At 67.5% G+C, this 13,081-nt stretch carries 10 protein-coding genes; 2 read left to right on the top strand and 8 right to left on the bottom strand.

What is annotated here, in order from left to right; all coding sequences use genetic code 11:
- Positions 1 to 208 precede the first annotated feature (208 nt).
- Entirely contained in the window at positions 209 to 484 is a 276-nt protein-coding gene (locus tag RM25_RS08985) for a hypothetical protein (RefSeq protein ID WP_013161759.1), read from the top strand.
- Between the two features lie 299 nt (positions 485 to 783).
- Here RM25_RS08985 and RM25_RS08980 read toward each other — a convergent pair whose 3' ends face one another.
- From RM25_RS08980 to iolC, 8 genes are all read right to left on the bottom strand, one after another.
- Entirely contained in the window at positions 784 to 1,932 is a 1,149-nt protein-coding gene (locus RM25_RS08980) for a zinc-binding dehydrogenase (RefSeq protein WP_044636347.1), read from the bottom strand.
- A 125-nt stretch (positions 1,933 to 2,057) separates the two neighbouring features.
- Complete coding sequence (locus RM25_RS08975; protein WP_044636346.1) at positions 2,058 to 3,350, bottom strand: MFS transporter; 1,293 nt, start codon at positions 3,348 to 3,350, stop codon at positions 2,058 to 2,060.
- 182 nt (positions 3,351 to 3,532) lie between these two features.
- The gene (locus RM25_RS08970; protein ID WP_044636345.1) at positions 3,533 to 5,131 is read right to left on the bottom strand and encodes an MFS transporter; all 1,599 of its coding nucleotides are present in this window, start codon (positions 5,129 to 5,131) and stop codon (positions 3,533 to 3,535) included.
- Between the two features lie 337 nt (positions 5,132 to 5,468).
- Entirely contained in the window at positions 5,469 to 6,974 is a 1,506-nt protein-coding gene (locus RM25_RS08965) for a CoA-acylating methylmalonate-semialdehyde dehydrogenase (RefSeq protein WP_013161755.1), read from the bottom strand.
- Positions 6,975 to 7,239: 265 nt separating this feature from the next.
- Complete coding sequence (iolD, locus tag RM25_RS08960) at positions 7,240 to 9,147, bottom strand: 3D-(3,5/4)-trihydroxycyclohexane-1,2-dione acylhydrolase (decyclizing) (RefSeq protein WP_044636344.1); 1,908 nt, start codon at positions 9,145 to 9,147, stop codon at positions 7,240 to 7,242.
- 99 nt (positions 9,148 to 9,246) lie between these two features.
- Positions 9,247 to 10,119: a 5-deoxy-glucuronate isomerase gene (gene iolB / locus RM25_RS08955; RefSeq protein WP_044636343.1), complete on the bottom strand. Its 873-nt coding sequence runs from the start codon at positions 10,117 to 10,119 to the stop codon at positions 9,247 to 9,249.
- A complete protein-coding gene (locus RM25_RS08950; RefSeq protein ID WP_013161752.1) occupies positions 10,116 to 10,985 on the bottom strand; it encodes a Cgl0159 family (beta/alpha)8-fold protein in 870 nt (289 codons plus the stop codon). Before RM25_RS08950 ends, iolB begins: the two co-directional genes overlap by 4 nt.
- A 2-nt stretch (positions 10,986 to 10,987) precedes the next feature.
- Positions 10,988 to 11,977, bottom strand: a complete 990-nt coding sequence (gene iolC, locus RM25_RS08945) for a 5-dehydro-2-deoxygluconokinase (protein WP_013161751.1) — start codon at positions 11,975 to 11,977, stop codon at positions 10,988 to 10,990.
- A gap of 273 nt (positions 11,978 to 12,250) precedes the next feature.
- Between iolC and RM25_RS08940 the strand changes: the two genes are divergently transcribed.
- A complete protein-coding gene (locus RM25_RS08940) occupies positions 12,251 to 13,003 on the top strand; it encodes a GntR family transcriptional regulator (protein ID WP_013161750.1) in 753 nt (250 codons plus the stop codon).
- Positions 13,004 to 13,081: the final 78 nt, after the last annotated feature.

The raw sequence follows: 13,081 nt of genomic DNA, 5'->3' as shown, positions 1-13,081 counted from the left end.
GTGAACCCGGGGCCGCGTCGGATACACCATCCGGCGCGGCCCCGGTCCGTCCTGCGGGGAGGACGCCATTTGGGTTCCTGACGTTTCTCCCGTACACTGGACTTTGTCCGGTCATTAAACACGACCTGACAAAGTCCCGAAACACACATTGGCGTGCGTGACGCTGCTGATGTGGCGTTCGCGCGCCTGCTTACAGAAAGGCGTCGACATGAACGACACACTTCAGAACAACCAGCTCAGGACCACCACCCCCACCACCACGAGCAGCTCGGCCGCGATCCGTTCCGCCGAGGCTGCCGACGTCAACGCCATCACGTTGTCGGTTGCGCTGGGTGCCGTGGCCATTGCCGTGATCGCCCTCATGGTGATCGGCGTGCTCACCACCAACACCCTGCTGCTTGCCGGCGGCGGTGTGCTGATGGTTGCCGCATCCATGGTCGGCGTCTACGCCGGCGTGAACATCGCGGCTGCAAGGACTCTCTGAGTCAGCGGGACAGCAGCGGGCCACGGCCCGCAGTTCTCCCAGGGGGAGCGTGTCAACGACGCCCACGTGAACCCATAGAAGAAGCGCCGGTCATCGGGGACCGGCGCTTCTTTCTGTCCGGGGGCCATGGTGCCAGGCCTCCGGTGCGTCCGGGCGATCAGCTCGGATGCCCAGTTGTTGGATGCCCAGCGTGTTGGACGCACGGGGTATCGGATACACAGCGTGTTGGATGCCCGGCGTGCGTGCCCACGGCATGGTCGACCAACCGGTGGCCGACCACGCCGCTCAGAGCGGGCACATCACAGTGACATGTCCACCACGCCACGGCCCTGGATGCCGCCATGGGCCAGCAGCTCGTAGCCCTCGTTGGCCTGCTCCAGGGTGAACCGGCGGCTCACCACGTCCTTGTAGTCGATGATGCCGCGCGAGGCCATGTCGATCACCGCAGGCAGGTCCTGGCGGGTGCGGGCGCCGTAGGAGCCCAGGATCGACTGGCTGCGACGCACCGTGCGGTTGATCTCCACGCCGGCGGTCTGCACGCCGCCGCCCAGTCCGATCGGCACCATGCGGCCACCGTCGGCGATCACGTCGAGCGCGGTCTGCCAGGTTGCGGGGATGCCGAGCGCCTCGAAGGCGACGTCCACGCCACGGCCACCGGTGAGCTTGAGCACCTCTTCGCGGGGATCGTGGGTGGTGGAGTTGATGGTGGCGGTGGCGCCATAACCGGCCATCGGGGCCAGCTTCTCGTCGGAGACGTCGATGGCGATCACCTGGCGGGCGCCCATGGCGTGGGCGACCTGCACGATGTTGGTACCCACCCCGCCGACGGCCACCACGGCGACGGTCTCGCCGTAGCGCAGGTCGGCACCACGACGCACCGCGCCGTAGCCGGTCAGTGCCGCGCAGCCGAGGATGGCCGAGGGCACCGTGTCGATGTTGGCCGGCACCGGCGCCACGGCGGTGGAGGGGATCACCGCGTACTCGGCCAGCCCACCCATCGAATACATCGCCAGGGGCTCGCCGTCGGTGGTGAACAGGCGCGTCTCGCCGTCGTACAGCTCGCCCTTGAGGCGGTTCATGTTGAAGAAGTTGAGGCACAGCTCGTCATGGCCGCGCGCACACTCGGCGCACTTGCCGCACGGCATGAGGAAGGCGCCGGCGGCCTGCTGGCCCACCTGCAGGCCGGTGAACTCATTGCCCGGGCCGAGCTCGACGATGGTGCCGGCCACCTCATGGCCGAGCACCGCCGGGGTGGGGAAGGCGATGGCGCCGCTGATCACGTGCAGGTCGGAGTGGCACAGTCCGCAGGCCGCGACCTTCAGCAGGATCTCGCCCTCCTTCGGGTGCGGCGTACGGATGGTCTCGACCTTCAGGCCCGCACCGGGCTCGCGAAGCACCGCTGCGCGCATTGTGGCCGGGATCTCGAAGGTGGTGAGGGACTGGGTCATGTCCACGGCTTTCTGTCTCAAGGGAATCAGGGGCACTCAGCATTGATTGCCCGCGTGCCCCCACGCTATCAAGACGGACGCCAATTGTCAGGACATAAACACAATTGCGGGACGCATCCCCGGGCCTAGGCCGTGCGGTGCAGGGCCTGCGGCAGGGCGGCCGTGAGCACGATGAGCACGACGATCTCCACCAACGTGGCCACCATGGCCGTCGTGGCGGGACCCCTGGTCGCCAGCAGGGCGGCCGGCGCGGTGAGGCAGATCACCCGGGCCGCCGCGGCCAGCACATGGGTCGAGGTGGTGTGGGCCCGCACGAGCCATGGGGGCACCAGTGGCTCCACCGATCCCCGCGCCGCCGGGGTCACCAACACGAACTGCGCCACCGCCAACGCCAGGGTGGCGACCAGCACCAGCACGAGCGCCCCGCCGTCGTGGACATGGGTGGCCAGGGTCATCAGGGACAGTCCCACCAGTGCCAGCGCCAGGCCGGCGATCAGGCGGGCAAAGCCGAATCCGCGGAAGCGGTGCAGCGCGGTGGTCACCCCGACGCCCGTCGCCGTGAGGCCCAGCACCAACAGTGCGACGGTGGCGGCCCGGGGCGAGGCGAGTTCGCCCGCCACCGCGGGCACCAGCACCAGTGCCGCCAGGCCGAGGGGCGCCTCGCGCACCAGGGCGAGCACGGCGCCGGCCGTCACGGTGCGCTTCATGCCGGGCAGCCTGAGGTCGCGCCACCGCAGGCGGCGTTCCTCGGCGGCCATGTCGCGGGCCATCAGCACCCAGTCGAGTTCGATGCTGGCCTCCAGGGTGCCGAACAGTCGCACCATGGCCGCATAGCTGCGCTCCATCGTGCGATGCGTCGCCAGCCACACCGGTGACTCGGGCAGGGTGGCCAGCAGGATGCCCACCAGCAGTGCCAGGGCCCCGATGGTGGGCCACACCAGTCGCTCGACCGGCAGTTCGACGGCCACCGCGGCCACCGCCACGAGCTGGGTGGTGCCCAGCCCCAGGGGCAGCCCGAAGCCGGTGCTGCCCGCCACCTGGTGCCGCGAGTTGGCGGCCAGCTCCCGGGCCAGCAGGGGAGCGACGATCGTGAGTACGCCGGCACCCAGCCCGGCCAGGGCCGGGCCGAGCAGGCCGGGCCAGTGGATGGGGGCGGCGAGCGGCGTCAGCACGCCACCGGCCACCACGAGCAGCGCCGCGGCCACTCCCTGGAGCCGTCGGCCGACCAGGCGGGCACTCAGATAGGCCACGAAGACGCCGAGCAGCGCTGCGCCCGAGACCGTGGCCACCCGCAGCACGGCGCCCCGGGGAGCCGCCACCAGGGTGGCGCACAGGCCACCGTAGACGGCACCGGTCAGTGCGCCGGCGAGCGCGATCGTCACGCGAATGCGTGCCACGCGCACCTGGCCTGAGCCCATCAGATGCCTCCTCGGGAAGATGCCGACCTCGACTGTGCCAACCCTGCAACCGTGTCAGGGCTGCGACCGTGCGAACCCTGCGACCGCGTCAGGGCTGCGACTGTGCCAAGACTGTCATGAAAGCAGGGAGCCGGCCGCGGGATCCTGACAGATCACACGACCGGCTCCGCGCGGGGCAACACTCAGCTGTAGTCCTTCTGGAACTTCAGCTCGAGTTCCTCGAGGCTGTGGTACTTCGTCTCGGGGACGATCTTCAGGTAGAAGAACAGCGTGCACACATTGAATGCCGCGAAGATGATGTAGGTCAGCGCACCGCCGAAGCCCTTCATCATCATCGGGAACACCCAGGCGACGATCGCGTTGACGATCCACAGCGTGCCCACGGCGATGCCCAGCGCGGTGCCGCGGATCTTCATCGGGAAGATCTCCGAGAACAACACCCAGTTCACCGTGCCGGACTGCTTGGCGAAGACGAACAGGCAGACCAGGATCAGCACGAGCATGGGGGCGAAGCTCGGGGCGCCGACGATGGCGCCGTCGGCCTGCTGGTGCGGCTGGATGAAGAAGAAGAACACCGCGGCCAGCGAGGTGAGGAAGAACACGATCATCGCCGACTGGTAGATGCCCACATGGCGGCGGGCGAACTTGGCGATCAACCAGAACCCGACGCCGGAGCCGATCAGTGACACGGCACCGGAGACCACGTTGAGGCTGATCGAGTCGGTCATCGAGAAGCCGGCCGCGTGCAGCACCTTCGGCATGTAGTACATGGCCGTGTTGATGCCGGTCAGCTGGTCGGCGATGCCCAGGCCCATGCCGATGAGCAACAGGCGTCGCGTCCACTTGGTCGACCAGATCTGGGAGAAGTTCCAGCGTTCCTGCTTGGCCTCGGCGCGGTGCACCTCGACCATCTCGTCGATCTCATGGGCCACATCGTCCTTGCCGTCCTCACGGACGCGCTTGAGGGCACCGATGGCCTCGGGGATGCGCATGTGCGAGGCGTACCAACGGGCTGACTCGGGCATGGCACGGATGCCGAAGAACAGGGCAATGGCCGGGATGGATGCCAGCACGAGCATGTAGCGCCAGGTCATGCCGTTGCCGCCGGAGACCGTCAGGCCGACGATGTTCTGCAGCACGTCCCACACCTGGGTGCTGCCCGAGGCGTAGGTGCCCGACGGGTCATTCGAGACGATGGCCTCGGGGCCACCGTGGTACTGCGCCAGCACCGCGTTCATCGAGTACGCGAGCAGCTGGCCACCGACGATCATGAACTGGTCGACGGCCACCAGGATGCCGCGGATGCGCTTTGGTGCGGTCTCCGACAGGAAGACCGGCACGGTGGCGGACGCGCCGCCCACGGCGAAGCCGAGCACCAGGCGGAAGGCGAACAGCATCCACACATTCAGTGACAGGGTGCAGCCGATGGCGCCGATGAAGAAGACGATCGCCAGCATGATGATGTTGTGGCGGCGTCCGTACTTGTCGGAGAGGCGTCCGCCCACGCTCGCGCCGACGGCTGCGCCGATGCACAACAGGGCGCCGACCAGGCCCTCCTCCCAGGTCTTCAGGGCGAGGCCGCCGGCCTCGGAGGGAAGGTACATATAGGGCAGTGCACCGGCGATCACACCGGTGTCATAGCCGAAGAGTAGTGAACCAAGTGTTGCTACTGCCGCGATCGCCCCCAGCGACCGCTTCTTGCCGGAGGCCGGTATCTCGGCCACCAGCTCCTTGATCTTCGTCGGTGTGTACGTCCCCACCGACGCCGTGTTCTCGCTCATCGAGACTCCTTGCGCCTGCGGCCCGCCCTCGTTGGCAGAGCCGTTCGATCGGGCATCAGCACTGGTGCCCGACCACAGCAAGCACTTTATAGTCCTGAAGCCCGAATTGTCATTACATCCGGACAAAAATTGATCCAGAGGTCTTCTCTCTCCCAGGTTGGCCGGAGGCGGACTCGGGGACGCGTTCGGCGCCCCGGGTTGAGTGTGGTGTCATCGCACAGCGACGTCAAGCCTGCCGGAGACACGTCAGGCCCCCACCGAACGAACTCAGTGGGGGCCTGACGTGGTGTTGCGGTGATGCTGGTGTTGCCTTCTTGCTGGTGTTGCGTGGTGCTGGTTATGCGTTGGTCGGGAAGTTCATTCCCACATGGCCGACGTGGTCACCCTGGCTGGGCCAGCGGCTGGTGATCACCTTGCCCTTGGTGTAGAACTTCACGCCCTCCGGGCCGTGGATGTGGGTGTCGCCCAGCAGCGACTCCTTCCAACCGCCGAAGGAGTAGTAGGCAACCGGCACCGGGATCGGCACGTTGATGCCGATCATGCCGGCCTGTGCGTCCAGCGAGAACTCGCGGGCCGCCTCACCCGACGAGGTGAAGATGGCCGAGCCATTGCCGAACGGAGCGGAGTTGACCAGCTCGATGGCCTCCTCGTAGGTGTCGGCATGCACGATCGCCAGCACGGGCCCGAAGGTCTCCTCGCAGTAGATCGGCAGGTTGGTCGGCACATCGTCGAGGATGGTCGGGGCAAGCCAGAAGCCGTCCTTCTCCGCGGGGTTGTCCGGGGTGTAGCCACGCCCGTCGAGCACCACCTTGGCGCCCGCCTTCTCGGCCTCGTCGATCCAGGAGGTGATCCGCTCCTGCGCGGCGCGGGTGATCACCGGACCCATCTCGGCATCCGGGTTGGTGCCCGCATCGGTGACGATCTTGGTGGCGCGTGCCTTGAGGGCGGGGATCAGCTTGTCCTCCACGCCACCGACGGTCACGATCACCGGCAGTGCCATGCAGCGCTCGCCGGCGGCACCGAAGGCGCCCGACGAGATGTGCTGCGCGGCGAACTCCACGTCGGCGTCAGGCATGACGATGGCGTGGTTGTTGGCCCCGCCCAGTGCCTGCACGCGCTTGCCGTGCTCCACGCCGGTGTTCTGCACGATGTGGGCCACCGGGCTGGAACCGACGAACGAGATGGCGTCGACGCCGGGATGCTCGCAGATCGCCGAGACGATCTGGCGGTTGCCCGGCACCACGTTGAACAGGCCGTCGGGAAGGCCGGCCTCCTTGTACAGCTCCGCGATGAACAGCGAGGCCGTCGGCACCGGGCTGGCCGGCTTGAGGATGAAGGCATTGCCGGTCGCCAGGGCGATCGGGTGCATCCACATCGGCACCATCACCGGGAAGTTGAACGGCGCGATGCCGGCCACGATGCCCACGGGCTGGCGCACCGTGTGCACGTCGACGCCGCGCGAGGCGTTGTAGGTGAACTCGCCCTTGAGCGCGGCATTGATGCCACAGGCGAAGTCGATGGTCTCGCGGCCACGGGCGATCTCGCCCAGTGCGTCGCCGTGGGTCTTGCCACCCTCGGCCACGATGATGTCGGCCAGCTCGTCCTGGCGATCCAGGATGAGCTGACGCATCTTGAACATCACCGAGACGCGCGTGGCCAGTGAGGCATTGGCCCACTCGGCCTGGGCCTTCTTGGCCGACGCGATCGCGGTGTCGAGGTCATCGGAGTTCGCCAGACGCAGCTGGCCGATGGCCTTGCCGGTGGCGGGATCGTCGATATCGATGAGGTCGCCGTGCCCCTGCACGGACTTGCCGTCAATCCACAGACTGGTGGCTTCACTCATGGCTGTTCCTTTCATTCTTCTTCTGCATTCTGCTTCCCGGAGCCCCGGGACGGGGTCCTGCGGAAAAGGGCGCGCGGGGGTCTCCATTGCCCCGGGTTGCGCGCCCGGTGTTGCTTCCTCCCGCAGGCTGCGACGGTTGGGTCCCAGCCTGCAGTTCGCGACGACCTTGCGATCGTCGCCATGAGCCGGTGGCAGCCGTCATGGCCACCACGATCAGCCGATGAGGGCTGACGTGCTCACAATCCGGCCGCGGGGGCCGGTGGTCCTACAGGTAGTGGCGCTGGGGGCGCCGATCCTGTTCGTACTGCGCGCGGGCCTGCTGCGTGGACTCCAGGCGCGAGGTCTCCGAGACCACCACGTCCCACCAGCTCGAGCCGGGCGGGTTGGGGCCGTACAGGTCGGTCTCGATGTGGATCATCGTCGCGCGATCGGAGGCGTGGGCCTGCTCATAGGCAGCCCGGAACTCCTCGATCGTGTGCACCTCGAGCACCTCGATGCCCCACGAGCGGGCATTCGCCGCGATGTCCACGCCGACCACGTGCTCGGTGTCGTCCAGGTGGCTTCCCTCGCCGCGCTCGCGGTACTTCGTGCCGAAGCGCTGGGAGCCGTGCGACTCCGACAGCGAGCCGATCGAGCTGTAGCCGTAGTTGTCCAGCAGCACGTAGATCACCTTGATGTGCTCCTGGGTCACCGTCGCCAGCTCGGCGGGCAGCATCTGGTAGGTGCCGTCACCGACGATCGAGACCACCTCGGACTCCGGGCGGGCGAGCTTGACGCCCATGGCCGCCGGAATCTCATAGCCCATGGTCGAGAACGCGTACTCCACGTGGTACTGCGTGGGCGTCTTGGCCTGCCACAGTGCCTGGAGGTCGCCGGGCATCGAGCCGGCCGCGTTGATCACGATGTCCTCGGGGCCCATCAGCTCGTTGAGCGCGCCGAAGACCTCCGTCTGGGCGGGCAGCGGCTGGTGGTCCAGGTGGTAGCAACGCTGCGTGACCTCGAACCAGGCCTTGCGCTCGGCATGGATCTCGTCGGTGTAGGCATCATCCACGTGGTAGTCGGCCAGCCGGTCGATCAGCGCCAGCAGCGTCTCGCGGGCATCGGCCACCACCATCTCGGCCGATTCCTTGGCGGCGTCGAAGGAGCGCACGTTCACGTTGACGAACTTCACGTCGGGGTTCTTGAACTGGGTCTTCGAGGCCGTGGTGAAATCGGAATAGCGGGTGCCGATGCCGATGATGAGGTCGGCCTTGTCGGCCAGGTGGTTGGCGGCGTCGCAGCCGGTCGATCCCACACCGCCCACCGAGGCGGGGTTCTCGAAGCTGATGGCGCCCTTGCCGGCCTGGGTGTCGGCCACCGGGATGCCGGTATTGGTCGCCAGCTCGCGCAGCTCCTGGGGGGCCTCGGAGTAGATGGTGCCGCCGCCGCTGATCACCAACGGACGCTTGGCGGCCCGGATCAGCGCCACGGCGCGGTCGAGCGCGGCGGGCTCGGGCACCGGACGGCGCACATGCCACACGCGCTTGCGGAAAAACTCCACCGGCCAGTCGAAGGCCTCGGCCTGCACGTCCTGGGGCATGGCAACGGTCACCGCGCCGGTCTCGGCCGGGTCGGTGAGCACCCGCATCGCATTGAGCAGCGAGGGGATCAGCTGCTCGGGACGGTTGATGCGGTCGAAGAAGCGCGACACCGGACGGAAGCAGTCATTGACCGTCACGTCCAGGGTGGTGGGGTCCTCCAGCTGCTGCAGCACCGGGTCGGGGATGCGGTTGGCGAACTGGTCGGAGGGGAAGAGCAGCACGGGGATGCGATTGGTGGTGGCCAGCGCGGCGCCGGTCACCATGTTGAGCGAGCCCGGTCCGATCGAGGCGGTGCACATCATCGTCTGCAGGCGGTTCTTGGTGCGGGCGTAGGCCACGGCGGCATGCACCTGGCCCTGCTCGTTGCGGGGCATGATGTAGGGCATCGCGCCCTCGCCCTCGTCACGGTCGATCTCGTTCTGCAACAGCGCCTGGCCGATGCCGGCGACATTGCCGTGGCCGAAGATGCCGAATGCGCCCGCGATGAGCCGCTGTTCGACGCCATCACGCTCCGAGTACTGGTTGGTCAGGAAACGGATCGTCGCCTGAGCCGTGGTGAGCCGGATCGTCGCGGAGTATGCCTCGTTGCTCACGTCGTGCCTTCTTTCAGTGTCAGTGACCTGGGGCGGGAGCCCAGTGCTTTCAGTAACGGGGAGGGCCCCGGTGTTCTTGGAGACGGGGGAATGCGGTGGTCAGTGCGCCATCGGAAGCCGGGGATCGATCGCCTCGTGTTCCCAGGTGTCACGAATCCAGTGGTAGTGCGGATCATCGGTGGACATCCACACCAGGTCCTCGGCAGGTCCGGCCATCACATTGAGGTAGTGGAGGTCGTAACCGGGAGCGGCCACGGTGGGCCCATGATATCCGTGCGGGATGAGCACGACATCGCCGGAGTGCACCTCCTTGGTCAGCTCGATCGGACGATCGGGGGTGCCATAGGTGCGGTGGAAGGCAAAGCCCTCGCCGGTGGGGCCCTGGGCGATCTCGAAGTAGTAGATCTCCTCGAGCTCACGCTCGTCGGCAGTGGTCTCGTCGTGCTTGTGCGCCGGATATGACGACCAGTTGCCGCCGGGGGTCAGCACCTCGCAGCACAGCAGGTGGGAGGTCTCCACGCCATTGGCCAGCGCATAGTTGTTCACCTGGCGCGAGCAGTCACCGGCACCGCGCAGGTCGACGCGCACCTTGTCACGGCCGTAGTACTGCGTCGGCAGGGCCCGTGAGGCCCGCGCGCTGGGCAGCGCGAAACGGCCACCGTCCTTCGAGGTGATGGTCGGCGCCTCGTTGCGGCCCACATAGAGGAAGTCAGTGATCTCGGCGAAGACGCCGCTGCGTCCGTCGAGGTGGTAGTCCTTGCCGTCCACCGTGACATCGCAGGAACCCGACAGCGGCAGCACCAGGATCTCGTCGGGTCCGGTGGCCAGTTCCTGCTTCTCGCCGGGGGCGAGGTTGAGCACCTTGAGGCCCGAGAATCCCCAACCGGCGCGCTCGGGGGAGATGTCCACCGAGAAGTCGCCGTGGCCGGAGGAGTTGGCCGCTACGTAGATGTCTTCGTTGTTGTCACTCATGCAAGCAGACCTACCGTTTCGTCGACAGCCGCCGCAACATCGTCGCCGGGCGGGAAGAGGAGGGACCGTCCGATCACCAGTCCCTTGACAGTGGGCAGGGCCAACGCCCTGCGCCAGGACTCGCGGGCCTTCGCCGGATCGGAGTTCACCGCGCCACCGAGGATGAGCGCCGGCAGGCTCGAGGCCTCCATCACCTGTTCCATGTTGTCCACCGCGGGCAGCTTCAGCCAGGTGTACGCCGACGTGCGGCCCAGGCCCGAGGCGATCGTCATGGAGGTCATCACGGCCTCGGGTGACAGCTCGTTGACCACGCGCCCGTCGTCCCAGCGGGACACGAACGGCTCCACCATGGCCATCACCCTGGCCTCGGCGAGCTCGTCGACGGCCTTGGCGCACCAGGCCAGCGTGGCGGCGGTGGCGTCGTCGGAATAGTTGATGCGCAGCAGCATCTTGCCGCCGTCGAGGTGCGAGGCCACCACGCCGCGGGCGTCGTAGCCGGTGCGTCGGTCGTCCATCTCGAAGGAGGCGCCGGCCAGGCCGCCGCGGTTCATCGACCCGAAGACGAGCTTGCCGTCCAGGGCGCCCAGCAGGGCCAGGTCCTCGATGATGTCGGCCGTGCCGAGGAAGCCATTGACGCCGGGACGCGACAGCGCGGTGACGCAGCGCTGCAGTATCTCCTCGCGCGAGGCCATCGCCGTGGGGCTGCCACCAGCCGACAGCGCGCCGCGGGCGGGGTGGTCGCAGGCGATGATCATCAGCTTCTCGTCGCCGGCGGGCATCGTGCCGCGGGGACGATCAGTCAGGCGCTCGGCGATGCGCTCGGGATGGTGCATGCGCACGTCGACGATCCGGGACAGCAAGGACATCCTCAGACCTCTTCCAGTTCGGGCGCCACGGAGTCATGGTTGTCGCGCATCACGGCCAGCAGCTCGGGCTCGGTGGGCATCGCGGTGGAGCATTCGATGCGCGAGCTCACGATGGCTCCGGCGGTGGATGCGGCGAAGATGATCTTCTCCAGGGGCCAGCCCTCAAGCAGTCCGTGGCACACGGCGCCGCCGAAGGCATCGCCGGCGCCCAGGCCGTTCTTCGTCTCCACCGGGGTGATGGGCATCTCGACGCGCTCGTTGCGGGTCTTCGCCAGCGTGCCCTGCAGGCCCTGCTTGACGATCGCCAGCTCGACGCCGGCGTCCAGCAGGGCGTCCGCGGCACGCTCGGGATCGGTCTCACCGACCGCGACCTCGCACTCCTCGCGGTTGCCGATGGCCACGCTCACCTTGGGCAGGATGCGGGCCACCTGTTCGTGGGCGGCCTGCGGGCTGCTCCAGAACTGCGAGCGGTAGTCGAGGTCGGCAATCGTGATGCCGCGGCGATCGCGGGCGTCCAGCGCCACGTGGTGGGTGCTGCGCGAGGGCTCCTCGCTCAGGCCGGTGACCGAGATCCAGAAGATCGCCGAGTCCTTGACCGCCTCCAGGGGCAGGTCGTCGGGGCGCAGCTGCAGGTCGGGGGCCGAAGGCTGGCGGTAGAAGTACAGCGGGAAGTTGTCGGGCGGGAAGATCTCACAGAAGGTGACCGGGGTCTTGAGGCTCTCCGAGGTCACCACGAAGTCGTCGTAGACGCCCAGGCGGCGCATCTCCTGGCGCAGGAAGCGACCGAAGCCGTCGTCGCCGACGCCGGTGATCACTGCGGAGGAGTGCTTGTAGCGGGCGGCGGCCACGGCCACGTTCGTGGGGCTGCCGCCCAGGAACTTGCCGAAGGTTTCCACGTCCTCCAGGCCACGACCGATCTCGAGCGGATAGATGTCCACTCCGATGCGTCCGATCGTGAGGACTTCCACGGAGGGGGTTCTGGAGGTGGCCACGGCGTTGATCCTTCCCGTCTTTGGGTGACAACTTGAGCGATGTTCCGGCCGCGGGATCGGTGGTCGATCGGGGCCCGGATGCGTCGTGGAACAACTGTCGCACGAAGGTCTGGCGAGGTCAACTATTTGTCATGACAAAGTATCAACTGACGCTCATGGCGTATTGTTGGCGTGTCATCACGGTCATGGACGACCGTCGTGGCACCCACGTGCAACCACCCGATGTCGCGCTCCCGGCGCGACACATGTATTGGATCGAGGGGAGCCCCACCCATGGCCGCTCGCACAGACGTCTATGTGCCCAAGGTCAGCCTTGACCGTTCCAGCCCCGTGCCATTGTATTTCCAGATCTCCGAGCCCATCAGCAAGCTCATCCTCGATGGCGCGCTCGAGCCGGGCACCAGGCTTGAGGACGAGCTGTCGATGGCCAAGCGGCTGGCGGTCTCGCGTCCCACTGCCCGCAAGGCGTTGCAGCGCCTCGTGGACGGGGGATTGGTGGTGCGCCGTCGGGGCGTGGGCACTGCGGTGGCACCCACCCAGGTGCATCGTCCGGTGGAACTGACCAGCCTCAATGCCGACCTCGCCCAGGCGGGACACCACCCCACCACGCGCGTGCTGGACTATGTCACCCGCGGCGCCACGGAGGACGAGGCCGAATGGCTGTCGGTGCCGACCGGCACCGAGATCGTGTCGATCCGGCGGCTGCGCAATGCCGACGGTGAGCCGATCGCGCTGCTGACGAACCTGGTGCCGGCCCGCATCGCCCCCACCAGTGAGGAACTGGAGACCGGCGGCCTCTACGACCTGCTACGCAAGCGCGAGATCCACCTGTCGACGGCCCATCAGTCCATCGGTGCGCGCAATGCCACCAAGGCCGACGCCGAGGTGCTGCTGGAACCCCGTGGCGCAGCGCTGCTGACCATGACGCGCACCACCTACGACGACAAGGGCGAGGTGGTGGAGGTGGGTCGCCATGCCTACCGCGCCTCGCGCTACAGCTTCGATTCGACGCTGTTCACCCGCTGACCGCATCCGGTGCGCAGGGCCCGGGGAGGGCCCGTCTGCGTGGCTGGTTCCTTGCATCAGGTGAGCTTCCTCATGTTG

Source organism: Propionibacterium freudenreichii subsp. freudenreichii (assembly GCF_000940845.1).
Classification (GTDB): Bacteria; Actinomycetota; Actinomycetes; order Propionibacteriales; family Propionibacteriaceae; genus Propionibacterium; species Propionibacterium freudenreichii.
This window is presented reverse-complemented; position numbering and strand designations above follow the sequence as displayed.

What these genes read in the sequence shown, in the direction of transcription:
- RM25_RS08970 (WP_044636345.1), bottom strand. Translation starts at nt 5,131, where the DNA reads ATGAGCGAGAACACGGCGTCGGTGGGGACGTACACACCGACGAAGATC.
- RM25_RS08975 (WP_044636346.1), bottom strand. Translation starts at nt 3,350, where the DNA reads ATGGGCTCAGGCCAGGTGCGCGTGGCACGCATTCGCGTGACGATCGCG.
- RM25_RS08965 (WP_013161755.1), bottom strand. Translation starts at nt 6,974, where the DNA reads ATGAGTGAAGCCACCAGTCTGTGGATTGACGGCAAGTCCGTGCAGGGG.
- RM25_RS08950 (WP_013161752.1), bottom strand. Translation starts at nt 10,985, where the DNA reads ATGTCCTTGCTGTCCCGGATCGTCGACGTGCGCATGCACCATCCCGAG.
- RM25_RS08980 (WP_044636347.1), bottom strand. Translation starts at nt 1,932, where the DNA reads ATGACCCAGTCCCTCACCACCTTCGAGATCCCGGCCACAATGCGCGCA.
- RM25_RS08940 (WP_013161750.1), top strand. Translation starts at nt 12,251, where the DNA reads ATGGCCGCTCGCACAGACGTCTATGTGCCCAAGGTCAGCCTTGACCGT.
- RM25_RS08985 (WP_013161759.1), top strand. Translation starts at nt 209, where the DNA reads ATGAACGACACACTTCAGAACAACCAGCTCAGGACCACCACCCCCACC.
- iolB (WP_044636343.1), bottom strand. Translation starts at nt 10,119, where the DNA reads ATGAGTGACAACAACGAAGACATCTACGTAGCGGCCAACTCCTCCGGC.